The sequence below is a fragment of the Pseudomonas sp. GW704-F2 genome, assembly GCF_059423025.1.
This window is the reverse complement of the sequence record NZ_JBWKXO010000008.1, coordinates 62,339-78,632: the sequence shown is the minus strand read 5'-3', so window position 1 is coordinate 78,632 and position 16,294 is coordinate 62,339. Positions and strand designations below refer to the sequence as shown.

Here is a 16,294-nt window from a genome sequence, read left to right as displayed (position 1 = left end):
GGCAAGCCCCCTCCCACAGCTTGACCGTGTGAACCCAATCAAGTGTGGGAGGGGGCTTGCCCCCGATAAGCAAGCGACTCGGTCTTACTGGATCTCATCCGGCTTGACGATCACCCAGTTCTTGTCCGCCGTCACCGGCAAGCCTTCCTTGGCCTGGGCGGCCGCGTGTTTGGCCATCATACCGTTGAGCTGGGTCATGTACTTGTCTTTGCGGTTGACCCACAGGTGAATGCCGCCCTTGGCCACGTCCACATCGTGGAACAGCATGTAGCCGTCGCTGGTCGGGGTATCGCCGCCGACGATTACCGGCTTTTTCCATTCGTCGATGTAGGTCAGGATCGCGGCGTGCTTGCCGGCCATCCAGGTCGCCGGGGTCCACAGGTAGGGGGTCAATTCCAGACCGAGGTTGGCTTTTTCGTCGTATTTGCCGGCCGTGATCTGCTTGCGTGCGGTGGTCAGTTCGCCGGTCTTGCGGTCCTTGAGCAGGGTGCTCACGCCGATGACGTTCTGCGGTTTGACGTTGTAGCCGTACTTCGGATCGGCAGCGACCATGCGTACCAGCTCTTCCGACGCGGCGGTCATCACATACACCTCGATGCCGTTTTCCATCAGCTTGTTGTACAGCTCAGCCTGGCCGGTGAAGACTTTCGGCGGCTGGACTTCGGAGTTCTTCACCGCGTCGCCTTCGAAATAGCTGACCGGCACTGGCTTGCCGGAGGCCATCAACTCATCGACCTGGACCTTGAGTTCCTTGAGGGTAAAACCTGCAAACACCTGGGCCACCCACGGGTAGCAGACCATGTCATCCACTTCGCAGAGGCGATAGTAGTAACTGAACAGACTTTCCTTATGGTCGGCGGTGTCTTTGAAGGGCATAAGCTTGAGCGATGGGTCGAGGCTGTCGCGGGTGATCAGGCCCTTGTTTTCCATGTAGGGCAGCAGGGACTCTTCGAGGTCGTAGCGGTAGCTGGTGTTGTCCATGTCGAACACCGCGAAGTTACCCTTGTTGGCGTTGGCGGCGATCATTTCGTTCAGTTGTTTGGCGGCCGGGGCCGGCCAGTGTTTCAACTCGGTGGCGGCGAACGCCTGGCCGGCAAGTGCGAGGCAGAATGCGGCGGATACCAGTAGTTTCGGCGCGAGCTTCATAGGCGTTGTCTCCCTGAGTGAAAGACATCGACGCTAACAAATCCCTGTGACAGTTTTCGCCCGGTCGCGACCGCTTGCGTTCTGATTCCGCCATTGCCATGCGCCTGAGCGCCAACTACTTATTCCAAAAACGACAGACACCATTCCGTATTGGTATTAAATCAATATATATCAAGCTGTTAGGCTTCCCGGTTCGCAATCGCAGGCTCACGCGATTGGCAACACTCTCAACGGAGCTTCAATGAATCTGCCCCTGATTCTCAACTTACTGGTGTTCGTGGCCCTGTTGCTGGGCCTGGCACAAACCCGTCGAACGAACTGGAGCCTCGCCAAGAAAGTCCTGTTCGCCCTGATACTCGGCGTGGCGTTCGGTACGGCCTTGCACGCCATTTACGGCGATGGCAACCCGGTCCTCAAAGCCTCTATCGGCTGGTTCGATCTGGTCGGCAACGGTTATGTGCAGTTGCTGCAAATGATCGTGATCCCGCTGGTGTTCGCTTCGATCCTCAGCGCCGTGGCACGTCTGCACAACGCCGCGTCCCTGGGCAAGATCAGCTTCCTGACCATCGGCACCCTACTGTTCACCACCGCGATTGCGGCGCTGATCGGCATCGGCCTGACCAACCTGTTCGGCCTCACCGCCGAAGGCCTGGTGGCCGGCACCCAGGAAATGGCGCGCCTGCAAGTGATCCAGAGCGACTACGCGGGCAAGGTCGCCGACCTGAATATCCCGCAGTTGCTGTTGTCGTTCGTGCCAGCGAATCCGTTTGCCGACCTGGCCCGCGCCAAACCGACCTCGATCATCAGCGTGGTGATCTTCGCCGCCTTCCTCGGCGTGGCCGCGCTGCAACTGCTCAAGGATGACGTGGAAAAGGGCCAGAAAGTGCTCAACGCCATCGACACCCTGCAAGCCTGGGTGATGCGCCTGGTGCGCCTGGTGATGAAGCTCACGCCCTACGGCGTATTGGCGCTGATGACCAAGGTGGTCGCCGGCTCCAACCTGCAAGACATCATCAAGCTCGGCAGTTTTGTCGTGGTCTCGTACCTGGCGCTGGGGCTGATGTTCGTGGTGCATGGCCTGCTGCTGTCGCTGGCCGGGATCAACCCGCTGCGCTTCTTGCGCAAGGTCTGGCCGGTGCTGACGTTCGCCTTCACCAGCCGCTCCAGCGCGGCGGCGATCCCGCTGAGTATCGAAGCGCAGACCCGCCGCCTGGGCATCCCGCACGCCATCGCCGGTTTCGCCGCCTCGTTCGGCGCGACCATCGGCCAGAACGGTTGCGCCGGTCTCTACCCGGCAATGCTGGCGGTGATGGTCGCGCCGACGGTCGGCATCAACCCGTTGGACCCGCTGTGGATCGCGACCCTGGTGGCGATTGTGACCTTGAGTTCGGCGGGCGTTGCCGGCGTGGGCGGCGGGGCGACGTTTGCCGCGCTGATCGTACTGCCAGCGATGGGCTTGCCGGTGTCACTGGTGGCGCTGCTGATTTCCGTGGAGCCGCTGATCGACATGGGCCGTACCGCGTTGAACGTGAACGGTTCGATGACAGCGGGGGCGATTACCAGCCAGATCATGCAGCAGACCGATAAAGAACGGCTGAATGCGGATGAGCATGCGGAGTTGGCGCAGGCCTGATAGACCGCTATCGGGGGCAAGCCCCCTCCCACATTTGACCGAGTGAACGCGGTCAGTGTGGGAGGGGGCTTGCCCCCGATGCTTTTAGGCTTTTTCCCAAACTTCGAAGTTGTAAGCCGGCTTGTCACCTTCGGCTGGGTTCTGCAGATTGGAAACCAACTTCCACTGGTTCTCATCAAACGCCGGAAACCACGCATCCCCTTCCGGGCTCAGCGCCACCCGCGTCAGGTACAGGCGATCCGCCTGTTCCAGCCCCTGTGCATAAAGCTGCGCGCCGCCGATCAGCATCAGCTCATCCACGCCCTGCTCCAGGGCCCACGCTTGCGCACGCGCCACCGCCGCTTCAAGCGACGGAAAAACTTCCGCACCTTCCAGCGCCAGGTCGGTCTGACGACTGACCACAATGTTCAAGCGCCCCGGCAGCGGTCGGCCCAGGGAATCCCAGGTCTTGCGCCCCATGATGATCGGCTTGCCCAGGGTGGTGGCCTTGAAATATTTGAAATCCCCCGGCAAATGCCAGGGCATGCTGTTGTCGATGCCGATCACACGGTTTTCACCGAGGGCTGCGATCAGGCTTAGAGGGAGAGTTTTTTTCATGGCGACGAGAATACCAGAGCCACGCGAAGCGTACCCCAACCGGCTGCACAGCGGTTATGCTCCAGGCTCACTGACACAACAGGACGGCGCGTGACTGCACTGACCCCCCTGCAAACACTCTGGCTGACGGAAACCGTGCGCCTGCGCGAAGAACACGCCGGCCCGCTGGAAGATCAGCAAGCCAATCGCCTGGCCCGCACGGCCGGTGGCGACCTGCCGACGCGCATTCAACAGCGCGCCCTGCACCTGGCCGAGCGCGATGGGCTGACAACCGCCCTCATCCGCTGGCTGCAAGGTGCGCGTTTGGCCCTGATACTGCTGGCGATAGTCGCGGTGATCAGTGGCGCGGGCCTGGCCTTTGCTGCGCTGGGTAACGGCTTGACCCCGGTGAATGTGTTCTGGGCGCTGGGCAGCCTGCTCGGCTTGAACCTGATCCTGCTGATCAGTTGGGCATTGGGCCTGCTGTTTGCCGGAGAACACAGCGCCAGCCTCGGCCGGCTGTGGTTGTGGCTCAGCGAAAAATTCGCGCGTGACGCCAAAGCCGCGCAACTGGCGCCGGCGTTGCTGCTGCTATTGCAGCGCCAGAAGCTCAATCGCTGGGCCGTCGGGGTGCTGGTCAACAGCCTGTGGTTACTCGCGTTGCTCAGCGCGCTGGCGATCCTGCTGACGCTGCTCGCCACCCGGCGCTACGGTTTTGTGTGGGAAACCACCATCCTCGGCACCGACACCTTCGTCGCCGTGACCCAAGCCCTCGGCGCCCTGCCCGCCCTGCTTGGTTTCAACGTCCCCACGGTGGAGATGATCCGCGCCAGCGGCGATTCCGCCCTGAACATCGACAGCGCCCGCCAGGCCTGGGCTGCCTGGCTGGTGGGCGTGCTGCTGATCTACGGCCTGTTGCCGCGGTTGATCCTTGCCCTGCTGTGCCTATGGCGCTGGAAACGCGGGCGCGCCGCCCTGCGCCTGGACCTCAACCTGCCCGGCTACAGCCAATTGCGCGAACGCCTGATGCCGAGCAGCGAGCGGCTTGGGGTCAACGATGCGGCACCGGAGCAGTTGCACGCGGTCAGCGGCGGCGTCAGCGAACTGCACAGTGACGGCGCGCTGGTGGTCGCCATCGAACTCGACGACCAGCACCCGTGGCCGCCAAAGCTGCCGGGCAACGTGCAGAACGCCGGCATCCTCGACAGCCGCGAATCACGCCACAAACTGCTGGAACAACTGACCCGCTTCCCGCCCGCGCGCCTGGCCATCGCCTGCGACCCGCGCCGCTCGCCCGACCGGGGCAGCCTGGCGCTGATCGCCGAACTGGCGCGCAGCGCCAGCGCCACCCGCGTGTGGCTGCTGCAAGCGCCACCCGGCCAGGCGCTGGACGCCGAGCGCCTGGGCGATTGGCACGCGGCGCTGCAACAACTGGAACTGCCCTTCGCCGATTGCGCGCCGTTGAACTGGCTGGAGAGCGGCCATGACTAAACCCCTGAAACTCGCCGTGGTCGGCCACACCAATGTCGGCAAGACCTCGCTGCTGCGTACCCTGACCCGCGATGTCGGTTTCGGCGAAGTCTCCCATCGCCCCAGCACCACGCGGCATGTCGAAGGCGCGCGCTTGTCGGTCGAGGGCGAAGCCCTGCTGGAACTCTACGACACCCCCGGCCTGGAAGACGCCATCGCCCTGCTCGACTATCTGGAGCGCCTCGATCGCCCCGGCGAACGCCTCGACGGCCCGGCACGCCTGGCGCGTTTCCTGGAAGGCAGCGAAGCCCGCCAGCGTTTCGAACAGGAAGCCAAGGTGCTGCGCCAACTGCTGGCCTCCGACGCCGGCCTGTATGTAATCGACGCCCGCGAGCCGGTGCTGGCCAAGTACCGCGACGAACTGCAAGTGCTGGCCAGTTGCGGCAAACCGTTATTGCCCGTGCTCAACTTCGTCAGCAGCAACGATCATCGCGAACCGGACTGGCGCGAAGCCCTGGCCCGCCTCGGCCTGCACGCACTGGTGCGGTTCGACAGCGTCGCGCCGCCGGAAGACGGCGAACGCCGCCTGTATGAAAGCCTCGCCCTGCTGCTGGAAAACGCCCGGCCCCAACTGGAACGGCTGATCCTCGACCAGCACGCCCAACGCCAGGCCCGCCAGCAAAGCGCCGCGCGGCTGATCGCCGAACTGCTGATCGACTGCGCCGCGTGCCGGCGCAGCGTGGTCACTGAAGAGGAGCCGCAAGCCATCGGCGATTTGCGCAAGGCCGTGCGCCAGCGCGAGCAGCGTTGCGTGGAAGCCTTGCTCAAGCTGTTCGGCTTCCGCCCGCAGGACGCCGCCGCCAGCGACTTGCCGCTGCTCGACGGGCGCTGGGGCGATGACCTGTTCAACCCGGAGACCCTCAAGCAACTCGGCGTGCGCGTCGGCGGCGGGATTGCCGCCGGCGCGGCCGCTGGTGCCGGGGTCGACCTGCTGGTGGGTGGGTTGACCCTTGGCGCCGCCGCGCTGGCGGGCGCCATTGCCGGTGGCGCGCTGCAAACCGCGCGCAGCTATGGCGGGCGCCTGCTGGGCAAAATCAAGGGCCAGCGCGAGCTGACCGTCGACGACAGCGTGCTGCGCCTGCTGGCCCTGCGCCAACGCCAATTGCTCAAGGCCCTGAACCTGCGCGGTCATGCGGCGATGCACAGCATCAAGGTCGACACGCCGCAGGACAAGACCTGGCGCGAAGGCAAACTGCCCGACGCCCTGCACAAGGCCCGCGCCCACCCGCAGTGGTCGTCCCTCAACCCTCACGCCAAATTGAGCCAGGCCGAGCGCCAGGAGCAGGTCGAAGCCCTGGCCGCCCGGCTCGATGAAGCCTGACCCCGCTTATTGACGCGCGTACCACTCAAAGCCCAGAAAGGTCGTACACAACGTGCGGATCAGCTCTTTATCGGCCTTGTCCGCAATACCGTCGCGGTCGATGTCACTGTTGGTAAACGATTCCAGCACCCCGTCGCCATCGCCGTCATAGGCCGCCGCCTTGTAGATCAGCGAGCCCTTGCACTGCGGCGCCGTGCGCTCTTGGAATTCCAGCTTGACCGCGTTGGGTGTGCCGGCCTTGGCGTAATGATCGACGTACAGCGTCAACGTGCGCTGCCAGTGGCTGCGCCGATTGAACCAGTTCAACTTCAAAAAGCAGTCGGCGAAAGTGTCCACCCGCTGTTTTTCCAGCCGGCAGGGGCGGGTGACCGGGTTGAGGTCGTCCGCCCATTGCAGGTCGACCCGACCGTCCGCGCTCATGTCCACGGCGAAGATCTCGTGGATCAGTTCATCGGGACAGCCAGCCTGCTGCTCATAGAAGTGCAGGATGACTGTGTCCGCCCGACCGTTGCCGCTCATGTCCTGGGCCGTCACTTTTAAGTAGCGCATCAGCGTTGCTCCTTGGATTGAAGAAGCAAGCCACCTTAGTGATCCGACCTCAGGGGCTCTAGGCGGCGCATCTGCGTTTGGCGTAAGGCCAATCTACGCAGCCAGTAGCCGCGCGGCCTTGGCCTTGAGTACCTGCAGATCGAGCACCGGCACCTGCGCTTGCTTGGCCTGTTCGTCCCAGTGGCGCAGACGCAGGCTGATGGCGTAGAGCGGGTCTTGCTCGAACGCCCGCGCTTCGTCAGGCGTCATTGCCCCGCCTTGATACGCCAGCGTGCGGCGGCTGGCTTCGCTCAACCGGGCGTAGTAGTCCGGCTGGCTGAAGGTCAGGTAGCGCTTGGCCTCGACGTGATATTCCACCAGCCGCGCCAGGCGCTCGCTGAAACCGACGCGGCGCAGGTAATCGGCGCCCAGCCGCTCATGGCTGACCACGCCATAGCCACCCATGTTCGCGCCGCCCTGACCGCAGAGATGGCCGATATCGTGGAAAAACGCGGCCAGCACCACTTCATCGTCGAAGCCTTCGGCCATGGCCCACTGCGCGGCCTGGGACATGTGTTCGAGCTGCGACACCGCCTCGCCGATGTAATCCGCCGTGCCGTGTTGCTCGTACAGGCCGAAGACCTCGGCAATCACCTGCTGCGGATTCATCATGCCGCCCCCCACAGTGCGCTGATATTACGCTCGCCCAGCGCCGGCCCCACGCTCATGCCCACGCCGGTATGCATCAACGCGGCGCTGACGCCGGGCGCCACGCGCAGGAACGAGAACGGCACCCGCCCGCGTGCGCCGTAGACGCCCTGCCAACGCTCGACCACCTGGACCTTGCAACCCAGGGTCTGCTCGGCCAGTTCGAGCATCCAGTCATCGACCTGCTCGGCGTTGAACGGCGACGCATCGCGGCCGTAGTCGTGGGAGTCGCCGATGATCAGTTCGCCATGGGGCGTCGGGCTGATCAGCAAGTGAATCCCGTGCTCATGCAGGTACGGTGCCTCGCGCAGGATCTGCGCCTGCACCGCCGCCGCTTCCGGCAGGTCGGCAAACGCGCCGTAATGCACGCAACTGAGGCCGGTGAGCAACGCGTGTTGCAGGTTCAGGTTGACCGCCGGCCGCGCGCGCAGCATTTGCAGGCGGCAGATATGCGGGTCGAGTTCGGCAATCGCTTCGGCCAGCAGGGTTTGGTAGTCGTGGCCCGAGCAGACCACGATCTGCGCGCCACGAAAACTGCCCGCCGTGCTGTGCAACTGGCCCGGCTCGACGTCGCGCACCAGGGTCGAAAAGTGAAACTCCACCTGCAGTTCCTCGCGCAGGTAATCGATCAGCGCCGGGATCGCCTCGCGCGAATACAGCTGCTGATCGTCCTTGCCGTGCAACGCTGCGCGGTGATGACGGAATTGGCCGCCGTACAGATCTCGCAACGCTGCGCCCTGCAGCAGTTCGACGTTATAGCCATACGCCTGGGCGCGGCCGGCGCAGAAGGCTTCCAGCAGGTGTTCTTCGGCTTCGCTGCGGGCGAACAGATACGAGCCGTTGCGCTTGAGCTGCAAGCCGGCCAGCCGCGCCCATTCGCCCCAGATATCGCGGCTTTGCCGCGCCAGGTCGAGCATCGGGCCTGGCGGTTGGCCGGTGACCAGGGCCTGGCCGAAGTTGCGCACCGAGGCGCCCAACGGCGTGGCGCTGCGCTCGAACACCTTGACCTTGAGCCCGCGCTTGGCTGCCGCGTAGGCGTGGGACAGGCCGAGGATGCCGGCGCCGATGATCAGCAGGTCGCTGTGGTGTGTCATTTAGTGATGTCCTGTTTTCAAGACCGCTATCGGGGGCAAGCCCCCTCCCACACTTTTGATCGGCTGGTCATCGCCTGGCCATGATTAATACATGTAAACGATGTCTCCGGTTTCAAACGTAAAGGATGTCTCCGGTCTGTACCGGAGCAAGCCCCCTCCCCCCTTTTTGATCGACCTCAGCGTTTGGGCAGTTCGATCAGCACCTTGAGCCCGCCCAGTTGGCTTTCCTGCAACTGCAACACCCCGCCCCACACCTCAACGATATCGCGCACGATCCCCAGGCCCAGGCCATGGCCGTCGGTCTGCTCGTCCAGGCGCGTACCACGGCTGAACACCCGGTCGCGCTGGGCTTCGGGAATGCCAGGGCCGTCGTCTTCCACTGCCAGCAGGTAACTGTGCGGCGTCTCGCCGATGCTCAGGCGCACCTGCGCATCCGCCCATTTGCAGGCGTTGTCCAGCAGGTTGCCGAGCAGCTCCAGCAGGTCTTCGCGGTCCCAGGGCAATTGCAGGCCAGGGACGGCGTGGTGGCTCAAGTCCAGGTGGTCGCCGTGGACCATGTTCAGGGTCGCCAGCAGGCCCGGCAGTTCGTTCGCGCAATCAAACAAGGCGCCCGGCAGGGTGTCGCCGGCCAGGCGTGCGCGGTTGAGTTCGCGGTCGAGGCGCTGTTGCACCTGTTCAAGCTGTTGGCGCAGCAGCGTGCGCAAGCGCGGCTGGTCCTTGAGCGCTTCGCTCGACGCCGCGCTCAACAGCACCGACAGCGGGGTTTTCAGCGCGTGGCCGAGGTTGCCCAGGGCATTGCGTGAACGCTTGAGGCTGTCTTCAGTGTGAGCCAGCAGGTGGTTGATCTGCGCCACCAGCGGTTCCAGCTCCTGCGGCACCTGGGTGTCGAGTTGCGAGCGCTGGCCCTGTTGCAGTTGGGCGATCTGGTTGCGCGCAACTTCCAGCGGGCGCAAGGCGCGACGGACCGTGACCCGTTGCAGGATCAACACCAGCAACAGGGCCGCCACCCCCAGCACCAGGCCGATCTGACGCATCAGCCGAAAGCTTTCACGCACGGGCGTGTAGTCCTGGGCCACGCTGATGGAAATCAATTGGCCGAAGCGCTTGTAGTCCGAACGCAGTACCAACAGTTGCTGGCCTTCCGGCCCCAGTTGCAGATTGCCCTTGAGCCCGGCCGCGGGCAGGCGTGGCAGCTCCTGGTCCCACAACGAGCGGGAGCGCCAGTGGGTGTCAGCGAAATCGATACGGAAATAATGCCCCGAGAACGGCCGCTGATAGGCCGGCGCCAGGCGTTGCTCGTCGAGTTGCACGCCATTCGGCCCGCGCACCAGCGCCACCAGCAGGTTCTCGCTGTCGTTGCGCAGGCCGGCCTCCAAATAGCGCTGCAAACCGGCTTCGAACAACCACAGGCTGGTTTGCGCCAGCACCACGCCGACCACCACCATCACGCTGATCAGCCCCAGGCTCAGGTGCCGCTGGATCGACTTCATGCAGGACTGGCGCCGAACCGGTAACCCTGGCCGCGCCGGGTTTCGATCACGCTGCGGCCCAATTTGCGGCGCAGGTGGTTGACGTGGACTTCAAGCACATTCGAATCGCGCTCGGTCTCACCGTCATATAAATGCTCGGCCAGATGGCTTTTTGACAGGATCTGTTGCGGGTGCAACATGAAATAGCGCAGCAAGCGAAACTCGGCGGCGGTCAGTTGGATTTCGTCGCCGTCGCGCAGCACGCATTGGCGCCCTTCATCCAACTGCAGGCCGGCCGCTTGCAAGGTCGGCTGGTTGACCTGGCCATGGGAGCGGCGCAACAGCGCCTGGACACGCAGGTGCAGTTCTTCGGGGTGAAACGGTTTGCTCAGGTAATCGTCGGCGCCGGCCTTGAGCCCTTCGATGCGCTCGGCCCAGGAATCGCGCGCGGTGAGGATCAGCACCGGGGTGGCCAGCGCGGCCGCGCGCCATTGCGCCAACACCTCGAGCCCGGGCAAGCCGGGCAGGCCGAGGTCGAGGATGATCAAGTCATAGGGTTCGCTGCGGCCCTGGTACGCGGCATCGCGCCCATCGGCCAGCCAATCGACGGCATAGCCCTGGCGCTGCAGGCCGGCCAGCAGTTCATCGGCCAGCGGTACGTTGTCTTCCACCAACAGCAGGCGCATCAGTCTTCCTCGTCTTTGATCAGCGCACCGCTGGTGGCGTCGAGTTTGATCTCGCGCACCACACCGTCGGTCGTCACCAGTTCCACTTCATAGGCATATTGCTCGTCCTTTTTCTCAAGCTCGGCCTCCAGCAGCCGCGAGCCGGGGTGGCGCGCCATGGCCTGCTGCAACAGTTGCTCGAGCGGCAGGATCACCCCCTGCTGGCGCAGTGCCAAGGCTTCGTCCTGGTTGAGGTCGCGGGCTGACAGGCTTGAGCAAAACGCCAGGAGCACCAGCCCCGCCCAGCCAGCGGCGCGTCGATATACCTTCATTACGTATCCTGATGATTCTTGAGCACATGCCCGGTGAGCGCGTCCAATTCAACCTCCCATTCGATGCCGTCGACATCCTCCAGTTCGACCTCGTAGAGGTACTTGCCGTAGACCTCGTCCAGGTCGGTGTCCAGCAGCGTCGAACCGGGATGCAAGGCCAGGGCCGTGGCGTCCAGCTGATCGAAGGCGACAATAGTAACAGTGCCGGGCCCGCAGAGTGACTTGTCGGGGTCGACTGCCTGGGCCTGTGCCGCCAAAGAGGCAATGAACCCGGCGGCGACCAGCATTGTAAGACGCTTCATGCTGAGTCTCCGTTTCACGATATTTGTCCTACGCCCGCCAGGGTATCCGCGGCAACTTAACTGAAACTGAATTGCCACCATGGCAATTCGCGTCACCCGCGTTTTCCTTCACCCGGCGAGATTTTCTATACTGCCCCGCTCGCTTCAACAGAGACCGGTATGACAGCCATCCACATCAAGTTTCCCGCCCTGACCCTCAAGGCCGGCAAGCGCGCCTTTGCGCGCATTCGCGAGCAAGGCCTCAAGCCTGCCGATGTCGGTATCCTTCCCGGTGCGGCAGGCGGGCCCAAGGCCTTGGGCATCCAGGGCCTGGACCTGGCGCTGTTCGGCGAGTGGCTGCCCCGCGCGCCGCGCGAACGTGCGCTGATCGGTGCCTCCATCGGTTCCTGGCGGTTTGCCAGCGCCTGCCTGCCCGACCCGGTGCAAGGCCTGCTCGACCTCGGCCGCCTGTACAACGAGCAACGCTTCGCCAAAGGCGTGACCATGGCCGAGGTCAGCCAGAGCTGCCGGCGCATGCTCGATGACCTGCTGGCCGGGCGCGATGCGCGGGTGCTGGACAACCCCGACTATCGGCTGAACATCATGGTGGTCAAGAGCCACGGCCTGCTCGCCGATGACCACCGCGGGCGGCTGGGCCTGGGCCTGTCGTCGGTGATTGCCGACAACCTGCGCGGCCGCGCGCGGCTGTCGCGGCATTTCGAGCGGCTGATCATCCATGACCCGCGCCAGGCGCCGCCGGTGCATGCGCTGCGGGATTTTCCGTCGCGCTTCCTCGACCTGAACCTGGGCAACCTGCGCCAGGCGCTGCTGGCGTCCGGCTCGATTCCCCTGGTGATGCAAGGCGTGCGCGACCTGCCTGGCGCCGGTGCCGGCACCTACCGCGACGGCGGCCTGCTGGATTACCACCTCGACCTGCCCTACCACGGCGATGACATCGTGCTGTACCCGCACTTCACCGACCGGGTCATCCCCGGCTGGTTCGACAAGGGCCTGCCGTGGCGACGCAGCAATCAACAAGGCTTGCAGGACGTGTTGCTGCTGGCGCCGTCGAAGGACTACCTGGCCCGCCTGCCCCACGGCAAACTGCCGGACCGCAGCGACTTCAAGCGCTTTCTGGGCGATGACGCGACTCGCAACAAATACTGGCAAACCGCAATGAGCGAGAGCCGGCGCCTGGGCGATGAGTTTCTGCAACTGGCCGACCAGGGTGGCCTGGGCGAGCGCTTGCAGGCGCTTTGACCCAGCGGTATGCGCGAGGCGCGATGTAGCTGTTAAACTCGCCGCCTGCCAGAAACCTGACCGAGCTGAAAAATACTGTGGAAATCTTCAAGGAATTTACATTCGAATCCGCCCACCGCCTGCCCCACGTGCCAGACGGCCACAAATGCGGGCGCCTGCATGGGCATTCGTTCAAGGTGGCGATCCACCTGAGCGGCGACCTGGACCCCCATACCGGCTGGATTCGCGACTTCTCGGAGATCAAGGCGATTTTCAAGCCGCTCTATGAACGCCTCGACCACAACTACCTGAACGACATCCCCGGCCTGGAAAACCCCACCAGCGAAGTACTGGCCAAGTGGATCTGGACCGAATTGAAACCCCTGCTGCCCGAACTCAGCGCGATTCGCATCCACGAAACCTGCACCAGCGGCTGCATCTATCGCGGCGAGTAACCCTCACGTCAACGCCCTGCGGGAGCGCCCCATGGAAAACACCTGGCTGGCCCAGGCCAAACGCTTGCAGGCATTGGCTTCCACGGGGCTGCACTTTTGCACCGACGACTTCGAACGCGAGCGCCTGGAAGAAATTGCCGAGATCGCCCACAGCATGCTCGCGCAATTGGGCAATGTGCCGCTGGAGCGCATCAGCGGGCTGGTCCCGGATTTCGCCCAGCGCTATTCGACGCCAATGATCGATGTCCGCGGCGCGGTGATCGACGGCGAGCGCATTCTGCTGGTGCGCGAGGCGACCGATGGTTGCTGGGCGCTGCCGGGGGGCTATGCCGATATCGGTCTGTCGGCCGCAGAAAACATCGTCAAGGAGATCCGCGAGGAAGCCGGGCTGACGGTGACGGCGCGGGCGCTCTACAGCGTCACGCACAAGGCCAAGGGCTTGTATCGCCCGGATGTGCGGGACTTCTACAAGCTGTATTTCCTGTGTGAACGGGTCGACCAACTGGCGCCGACGGCCGGGTTCGAAACCACCGAGGTGGGCTTTTTCGCCCTCGACGACCTGCCGCCGCTGTCCCGTGGGCGCACCATCGAAAGCGATCTCGAGGCGGCCTTTGCGTTTCATCGCGGCGAAACCACGCTGACGCTGTTCGACTGATCCAATTTGTATCACCGCTGCACCGCTTTCGTGCCCGATTGGGCACCGCGACCACTCCCGCCCGCGTTCCGCGCCTGTCTGGCGATAAATCCTGTGCATACTGCACAACACCCACCGTGCGCCCGTCACTGCTGCTCAATTGGCACGCGCGGTGCAATAGGCCTGCGTCACTCATTCAGGGAGCAAGGCACATGACGCAGCAAGAACCGGGCAACGATTACCCCCTCAGCGAAGTCCCGATGCACGCACGCAAGGGCCTGGCGTCCACCGCCATGGTGCTGCTGGGCTTCACCTTTTTCACCGCGACCATGTTTGCCGGCGGCAAGCTGGGCGTGGCGTTCAGTTTCGTCGACATGCTCGGCGTCGTGGCCTTGGGTAACCTGCTGTTGGGCATTTATGCCGCAGGCTTGGGTTACATCGCGTTCAAGAGCGGCCTGAACTCGGTGCTGATGGGGCGCTTCTGTTTTGGCGAAGTCGGCAGCAAGCTCAGTGATTTGATCCTCGGTTTCACCCAGATCGGCTGGTACGCCTGGGGCACCGCCACCGCCGCCGTGGTGCTGGGCAAATATTTCGAGCTGAGCCAGGGCAACGTGCTGGTGCTGATGGTGCTGTTTGGCCTGCTGTTCTGCGCCACGGCCTACGTGGGCTATCGCGGGTTGGAGATTCTGTCCTACATCGCGGTGCCGGCCATGGGCATTCTGTTGTGCCTGTCGATGTGGGTCGCCACGGTGAAAGTCGGCGGGCTGCAAGGGTTGCTGGCGGTGGTGCCGACGTCGGAACTGGACGTGTCGACGGCGATCACCCTGGTGTTCGGCACCTTTGTCAGCGGCGCGACCCAGGCCACCAACTGGACGCGCTTTTCGCGCTCGGCCAAGGTCGCGGTGCTCGCCAGCCTGATCGGTTTTTTTGTCGGCAATGGCTTGATGGTGCTGATCGGGGCTTATGGCGCCATCGTCTATCAACAGCCCGACGTGGTGGAGGTGTTGCTGCTGCAAGGCTTTGCCACGGCCGCGATGGCGATGTTGCTGCTCAATATCTGGAGCACCCAGGACAACACCATCTACAACTTCGCCGTGGCCGGTTGCAACCTGCTGCGCACCCGCCGCCGCAAGACGGTGACCCTGGCAGGTGCGGTGATCGGCACGCTGCTGGCGCTGCTCGGCATGTACGACATGCTGGTGCCGTACCTGATCCTGCTGGGCACGGTGATTCCACCGATTGGCGGGGTGATCATGGCGGACTTTTTCTATCGCTACCGCGGCCGCTACCCGCGCCTGGCCGATGCGCGCCTGCCGGCGTTCAACTGGCCGGGGCTGACCGCCTACGCCGTGGGCACCGTACTGGCGTTCAATTCGCCCTGGGTGGCGCCGTTGGTGGGGATCGTCGCCGCCTCGCTGACCTACATGCTACTCAGCGCCGTACTGCGCGTGCGGGCACCGTTGGCTGACGCACAGGCATGAGCCTGACCATCGCCGATGTGCTCGCCCTGCCGGGGCTGGATTCCCTGTGCCTGCGCGCCGGGGCGGCGGGCCTGGAGAATGCCGTTCGCTGGCCGTATGTCGCAGAGAACAGCGGCATCGCCGAGTGGGTGCTGGGTGGCGAACTGGTGTTCGTCACCGGTATCAATCACCCACGGGACGAAGCGAATTTGCTGCAACTGCTGGAGGAAGCCTGCCTGCGTCAGGTGGCCGGGTTGGTGATTCTCACCGGGCCGGCCTATATCCAGGCGATTCCCCAGCGCTTGCTGGACGCCGCCGAAGCCGCCGACATGCCGCTGATCGAACAGCCTTACTCACTGAAAATGGTGCTGGTGACCCAGGCGATCGGTTCAGCGTTGATCCAGTCCGAGCAATTGGGCCGCTCGCGGCACGATGTGCTGGAGCGGTTGCTGGCCGGTGACTATCAATCGTTGGATCTGCTGTTGCACCGCGCCGCCCAGTTGGGCATGCCCCTGGCCGGACATTGGCAAATCGTGCAGTTGCAGTTGGAGGGCAGCGACGCGTTATTTGCCCAGGGCGAGGCCGCGCAGATGGAAGCGCAGTTGGCGCGGCAACACGACAGCATTACCCGGCGCTTGCGGCAGTTGTCGGCCGCGGTGCCGGTACTCGGGCGCGCCGGCCAATGGACGTTGCTGCTGCCGGCCGCCGATGCCGTCGCGGCGCTGGCTAACCGGGAGCAACTGGCCAATTGGTTGAAGCCGCTGAACCTGCGCCTGGCGCCGCTGAAACTGTTCATCGGCCTGAGCGCCGCCGCCCACCCGCCGGCGCGCCTGGCCCAGGCGCAGGATGAAGCGCGCCAGGCATTGGCCGCCGCGCGGCGCTTCAGCGAACGCGCCGGGCTCTGCGTGTATGACGAACTGGGCGTATTGAAGCTGCTCAGCGGCGTGCGCGATCGTGCGCTGCTCGACCAGTTTCTCAATGACCGCCTGGGCCCGTTGCTGCGCCACGACCTGCACCATGGCCCAAGCCTGCTGCCGACCCTCGAAGCCTGGTTCCACGAGAATGGTAACCTGGTGGCCGCCGCGCAGCGCCTGGCCGTCCACCGCAATACCCTGACGCACCGCGTCCAGCGCATCGAAGCCCTGTGCGGGCTGAGGCTGGATAATTCGTATGACCGCCTGGACATCGGCATCGCGCTGATGATCTGGCGGCTGTCTGCCTGA

The 16,294-nt window shown here is 64.2% G+C and carries 17 protein-coding genes; 8 read left to right on the top strand and 9 right to left on the bottom strand.

Translation table 11 applies throughout. The features are described from left to right. Positions 1–84: 84 nt before the first annotated feature. Complete coding sequence (locus AC07W0_RS09190; protein WP_017845038.1) at positions 85–1,146, bottom strand: HAD family hydrolase; 1,062 nt, start codon at positions 1,144–1,146, stop codon at positions 85–87. Positions 1,147–1,387: 241 nt separating this feature from the next. Here AC07W0_RS09190 and AC07W0_RS09185 point away from each other — a divergent pair, with 241 nt between their 5' ends. Then, a complete protein-coding gene (locus AC07W0_RS09185) occupies positions 1,388–2,779 on the top strand; it encodes an L-cystine transporter (RefSeq protein WP_102618288.1) in 1,392 nt (463 codons plus the stop codon). 84 nt (positions 2,780–2,863) lie between these two features. Here AC07W0_RS09185 and AC07W0_RS09180 read toward each other — a convergent pair whose 3' ends face one another. Beyond that, the gene (locus AC07W0_RS09180) at positions 2,864–3,376 is read right to left on the bottom strand and encodes a dihydrofolate reductase (RefSeq protein ID WP_102618289.1); all 513 of its coding nucleotides are present in this window, start codon (positions 3,374–3,376) and stop codon (positions 2,864–2,866) included. Between the two features lie 90 nt (positions 3,377–3,466). Here AC07W0_RS09180 and AC07W0_RS09175 point away from each other — a divergent pair, with 90 nt between their 5' ends. Both AC07W0_RS09175 and AC07W0_RS09170 read left to right on the top strand, forming a co-directional pair. Beyond that, positions 3,467–4,846 carry a DUF2868 domain-containing protein gene (locus AC07W0_RS09175; RefSeq protein ID WP_102618290.1) on the top strand — a complete coding sequence of 460 codons (1,380 nt, stop codon included), beginning with the start codon at positions 3,467–3,469 and terminating at the stop codon, positions 4,844–4,846. Then, positions 4,839–6,206: a DUF3482 domain-containing protein gene (locus AC07W0_RS09170; protein WP_017845042.1), complete on the top strand. Its 1,368-nt coding sequence runs from the start codon at positions 4,839–4,841 to the stop codon at positions 6,204–6,206. Before AC07W0_RS09175 ends, AC07W0_RS09170 begins: the two co-directional genes overlap by 8 nt. A gap of 6 nt (positions 6,207–6,212) precedes the next feature. Here the strand turns inward: AC07W0_RS09170 and AC07W0_RS09165 are convergent, their stop codons facing one another. The 7 genes from AC07W0_RS09165 to AC07W0_RS09135 all read right to left on the bottom strand — a co-directional run bounded on the left by AC07W0_RS09165 (position 6,213) and on the right by AC07W0_RS09135 (position 11,304). Next, the gene (locus tag AC07W0_RS09165) at positions 6,213–6,755 is read right to left on the bottom strand and encodes a hypothetical protein (protein ID WP_046381737.1); all 543 of its coding nucleotides are present in this window, start codon (positions 6,753–6,755) and stop codon (positions 6,213–6,215) included. Positions 6,756–6,848: 93 nt separating this feature from the next. Then, positions 6,849–7,403, bottom strand: coding sequence for a phosphonate degradation HD-domain oxygenase (locus AC07W0_RS09160; protein WP_046487897.1), 555 nt, complete (start codon positions 7,401–7,403; stop codon positions 6,849–6,851). Beyond that, complete coding sequence (locus AC07W0_RS09155) at positions 7,403–8,536, bottom strand: TIGR03364 family FAD-dependent oxidoreductase (protein WP_017845045.1); 1,134 nt, start codon at positions 8,534–8,536, stop codon at positions 7,403–7,405. Before AC07W0_RS09155 ends, AC07W0_RS09160 begins: the two co-directional genes overlap by 1 nt. 176 nt (positions 8,537–8,712) lie before the next feature. Then, a complete protein-coding gene (locus AC07W0_RS09150) occupies positions 8,713–10,026 on the bottom strand; it encodes a sensor histidine kinase (RefSeq protein ID WP_102618291.1) in 1,314 nt (437 codons plus the stop codon). Continuing rightward, the gene (locus AC07W0_RS09145; RefSeq protein ID WP_017847013.1) at positions 10,023–10,691 is read right to left on the bottom strand and encodes a response regulator transcription factor; all 669 of its coding nucleotides are present in this window, start codon (positions 10,689–10,691) and stop codon (positions 10,023–10,025) included. The genes AC07W0_RS09150 and AC07W0_RS09145 overlap by 4 nt, the downstream gene beginning before the upstream one ends. Then, entirely contained in the window at positions 10,691–11,002 is a 312-nt protein-coding gene (locus AC07W0_RS09140; RefSeq protein ID WP_017847012.1) for a PepSY domain-containing protein, read from the bottom strand. The genes AC07W0_RS09145 and AC07W0_RS09140 overlap by 1 nt, the downstream gene beginning before the upstream one ends. Beyond that, a complete protein-coding gene (locus AC07W0_RS09135) occupies positions 11,002–11,304 on the bottom strand; it encodes a PepSY domain-containing protein (RefSeq protein ID WP_046483184.1) in 303 nt (100 codons plus the stop codon). The genes AC07W0_RS09140 and AC07W0_RS09135 overlap by 1 nt, the downstream gene beginning before the upstream one ends. 159 nt (positions 11,305–11,463) lie before the next feature. On the opposite strand from AC07W0_RS09135, the gene AC07W0_RS09130 reads away from it, so the two are divergent. From AC07W0_RS09130 to AC07W0_RS09110, 5 genes are all read left to right on the top strand, one after another. Continuing rightward, a complete protein-coding gene (locus AC07W0_RS09130; protein ID WP_046483187.1) occupies positions 11,464–12,543 on the top strand; it encodes a patatin-like phospholipase domain-containing protein in 1,080 nt (359 codons plus the stop codon). Positions 12,544–12,620: 77 nt separating this feature from the next. Then, complete coding sequence (queD, locus tag AC07W0_RS09125) at positions 12,621–12,977, top strand: 6-carboxytetrahydropterin synthase QueD (protein ID WP_017736453.1); 357 nt, start codon at positions 12,621–12,623, stop codon at positions 12,975–12,977. Positions 12,978–13,008: 31 nt separating this feature from the next. Beyond that, positions 13,009–13,632: an NUDIX hydrolase gene (locus tag AC07W0_RS09120; RefSeq protein ID WP_017847009.1), complete on the top strand. Its 624-nt coding sequence runs from the start codon at positions 13,009–13,011 to the stop codon at positions 13,630–13,632. A gap of 191 nt (positions 13,633–13,823) precedes the next feature. Then, positions 13,824–15,092, top strand: a complete 1,269-nt coding sequence (gene codB, locus AC07W0_RS09115; RefSeq protein ID WP_046483194.1) for a cytosine permease — start codon at positions 13,824–13,826, stop codon at positions 15,090–15,092. After that, positions 15,089–16,294, top strand: coding sequence for a PucR family transcriptional regulator (locus AC07W0_RS09110; protein ID WP_046384045.1), 1,206 nt, complete (start codon positions 15,089–15,091; stop codon positions 16,292–16,294). The genes codB and AC07W0_RS09110 overlap by 4 nt, the downstream gene beginning before the upstream one ends.

Bases quoted from the DNA above. Each gene is read 5' to 3' on its own strand.
- AC07W0_RS09120 (WP_017847009.1), top strand. From the start codon at position 13,009: ATGGAAAACACCTGGCTGGCCCAGGCCAAACGCTTGCAGGCATTGGCT.
- AC07W0_RS09140 (WP_017847012.1), bottom strand. From the start codon at position 11,002: ATGAAGGTATATCGACGCGCCGCTGGCTGGGCGGGGCTGGTGCTCCTG.
- AC07W0_RS09170 (WP_017845042.1), top strand. From the start codon at position 4,839: ATGACTAAACCCCTGAAACTCGCCGTGGTCGGCCACACCAATGTCGGC.
- AC07W0_RS09180 (WP_102618289.1), bottom strand. From the start codon at position 3,376: ATGAAAAAAACTCTCCCTCTAAGCCTGATCGCAGCCCTCGGTGAAAAC.
- AC07W0_RS09185 (WP_102618288.1), top strand. From the start codon at position 1,388: ATGAATCTGCCCCTGATTCTCAACTTACTGGTGTTCGTGGCCCTGTTG.
- AC07W0_RS09165 (WP_046381737.1), bottom strand. From the start codon at position 6,755: ATGCGCTACTTAAAAGTGACGGCCCAGGACATGAGCGGCAACGGTCGG.
- codB (WP_046483194.1), top strand. From the start codon at position 13,824: ATGACGCAGCAAGAACCGGGCAACGATTACCCCCTCAGCGAAGTCCCG.
- AC07W0_RS09130 (WP_046483187.1), top strand. From the start codon at position 11,464: ATGACAGCCATCCACATCAAGTTTCCCGCCCTGACCCTCAAGGCCGGC.
- AC07W0_RS09160 (WP_046487897.1), bottom strand. From the start codon at position 7,403: ATGAATCCGCAGCAGGTGATTGCCGAGGTCTTCGGCCTGTACGAGCAA.
- AC07W0_RS09145 (WP_017847013.1), bottom strand. From the start codon at position 10,691: ATGCGCCTGCTGTTGGTGGAAGACAACGTACCGCTGGCCGATGAACTG.
- AC07W0_RS09110 (WP_046384045.1), top strand. From the start codon at position 15,089: ATGAGCCTGACCATCGCCGATGTGCTCGCCCTGCCGGGGCTGGATTCC.
- AC07W0_RS09155 (WP_017845045.1), bottom strand. From the start codon at position 8,536: ATGACACACCACAGCGACCTGCTGATCATCGGCGCCGGCATCCTCGGC.
- AC07W0_RS09190 (WP_017845038.1), bottom strand. From the start codon at position 1,146: ATGAAGCTCGCGCCGAAACTACTGGTATCCGCCGCATTCTGCCTCGCA.
- AC07W0_RS09135 (WP_046483184.1), bottom strand. From the start codon at position 11,304: ATGAAGCGTCTTACAATGCTGGTCGCCGCCGGGTTCATTGCCTCTTTG.
- AC07W0_RS09150 (WP_102618291.1), bottom strand. From the start codon at position 10,026: ATGAAGTCGATCCAGCGGCACCTGAGCCTGGGGCTGATCAGCGTGATG.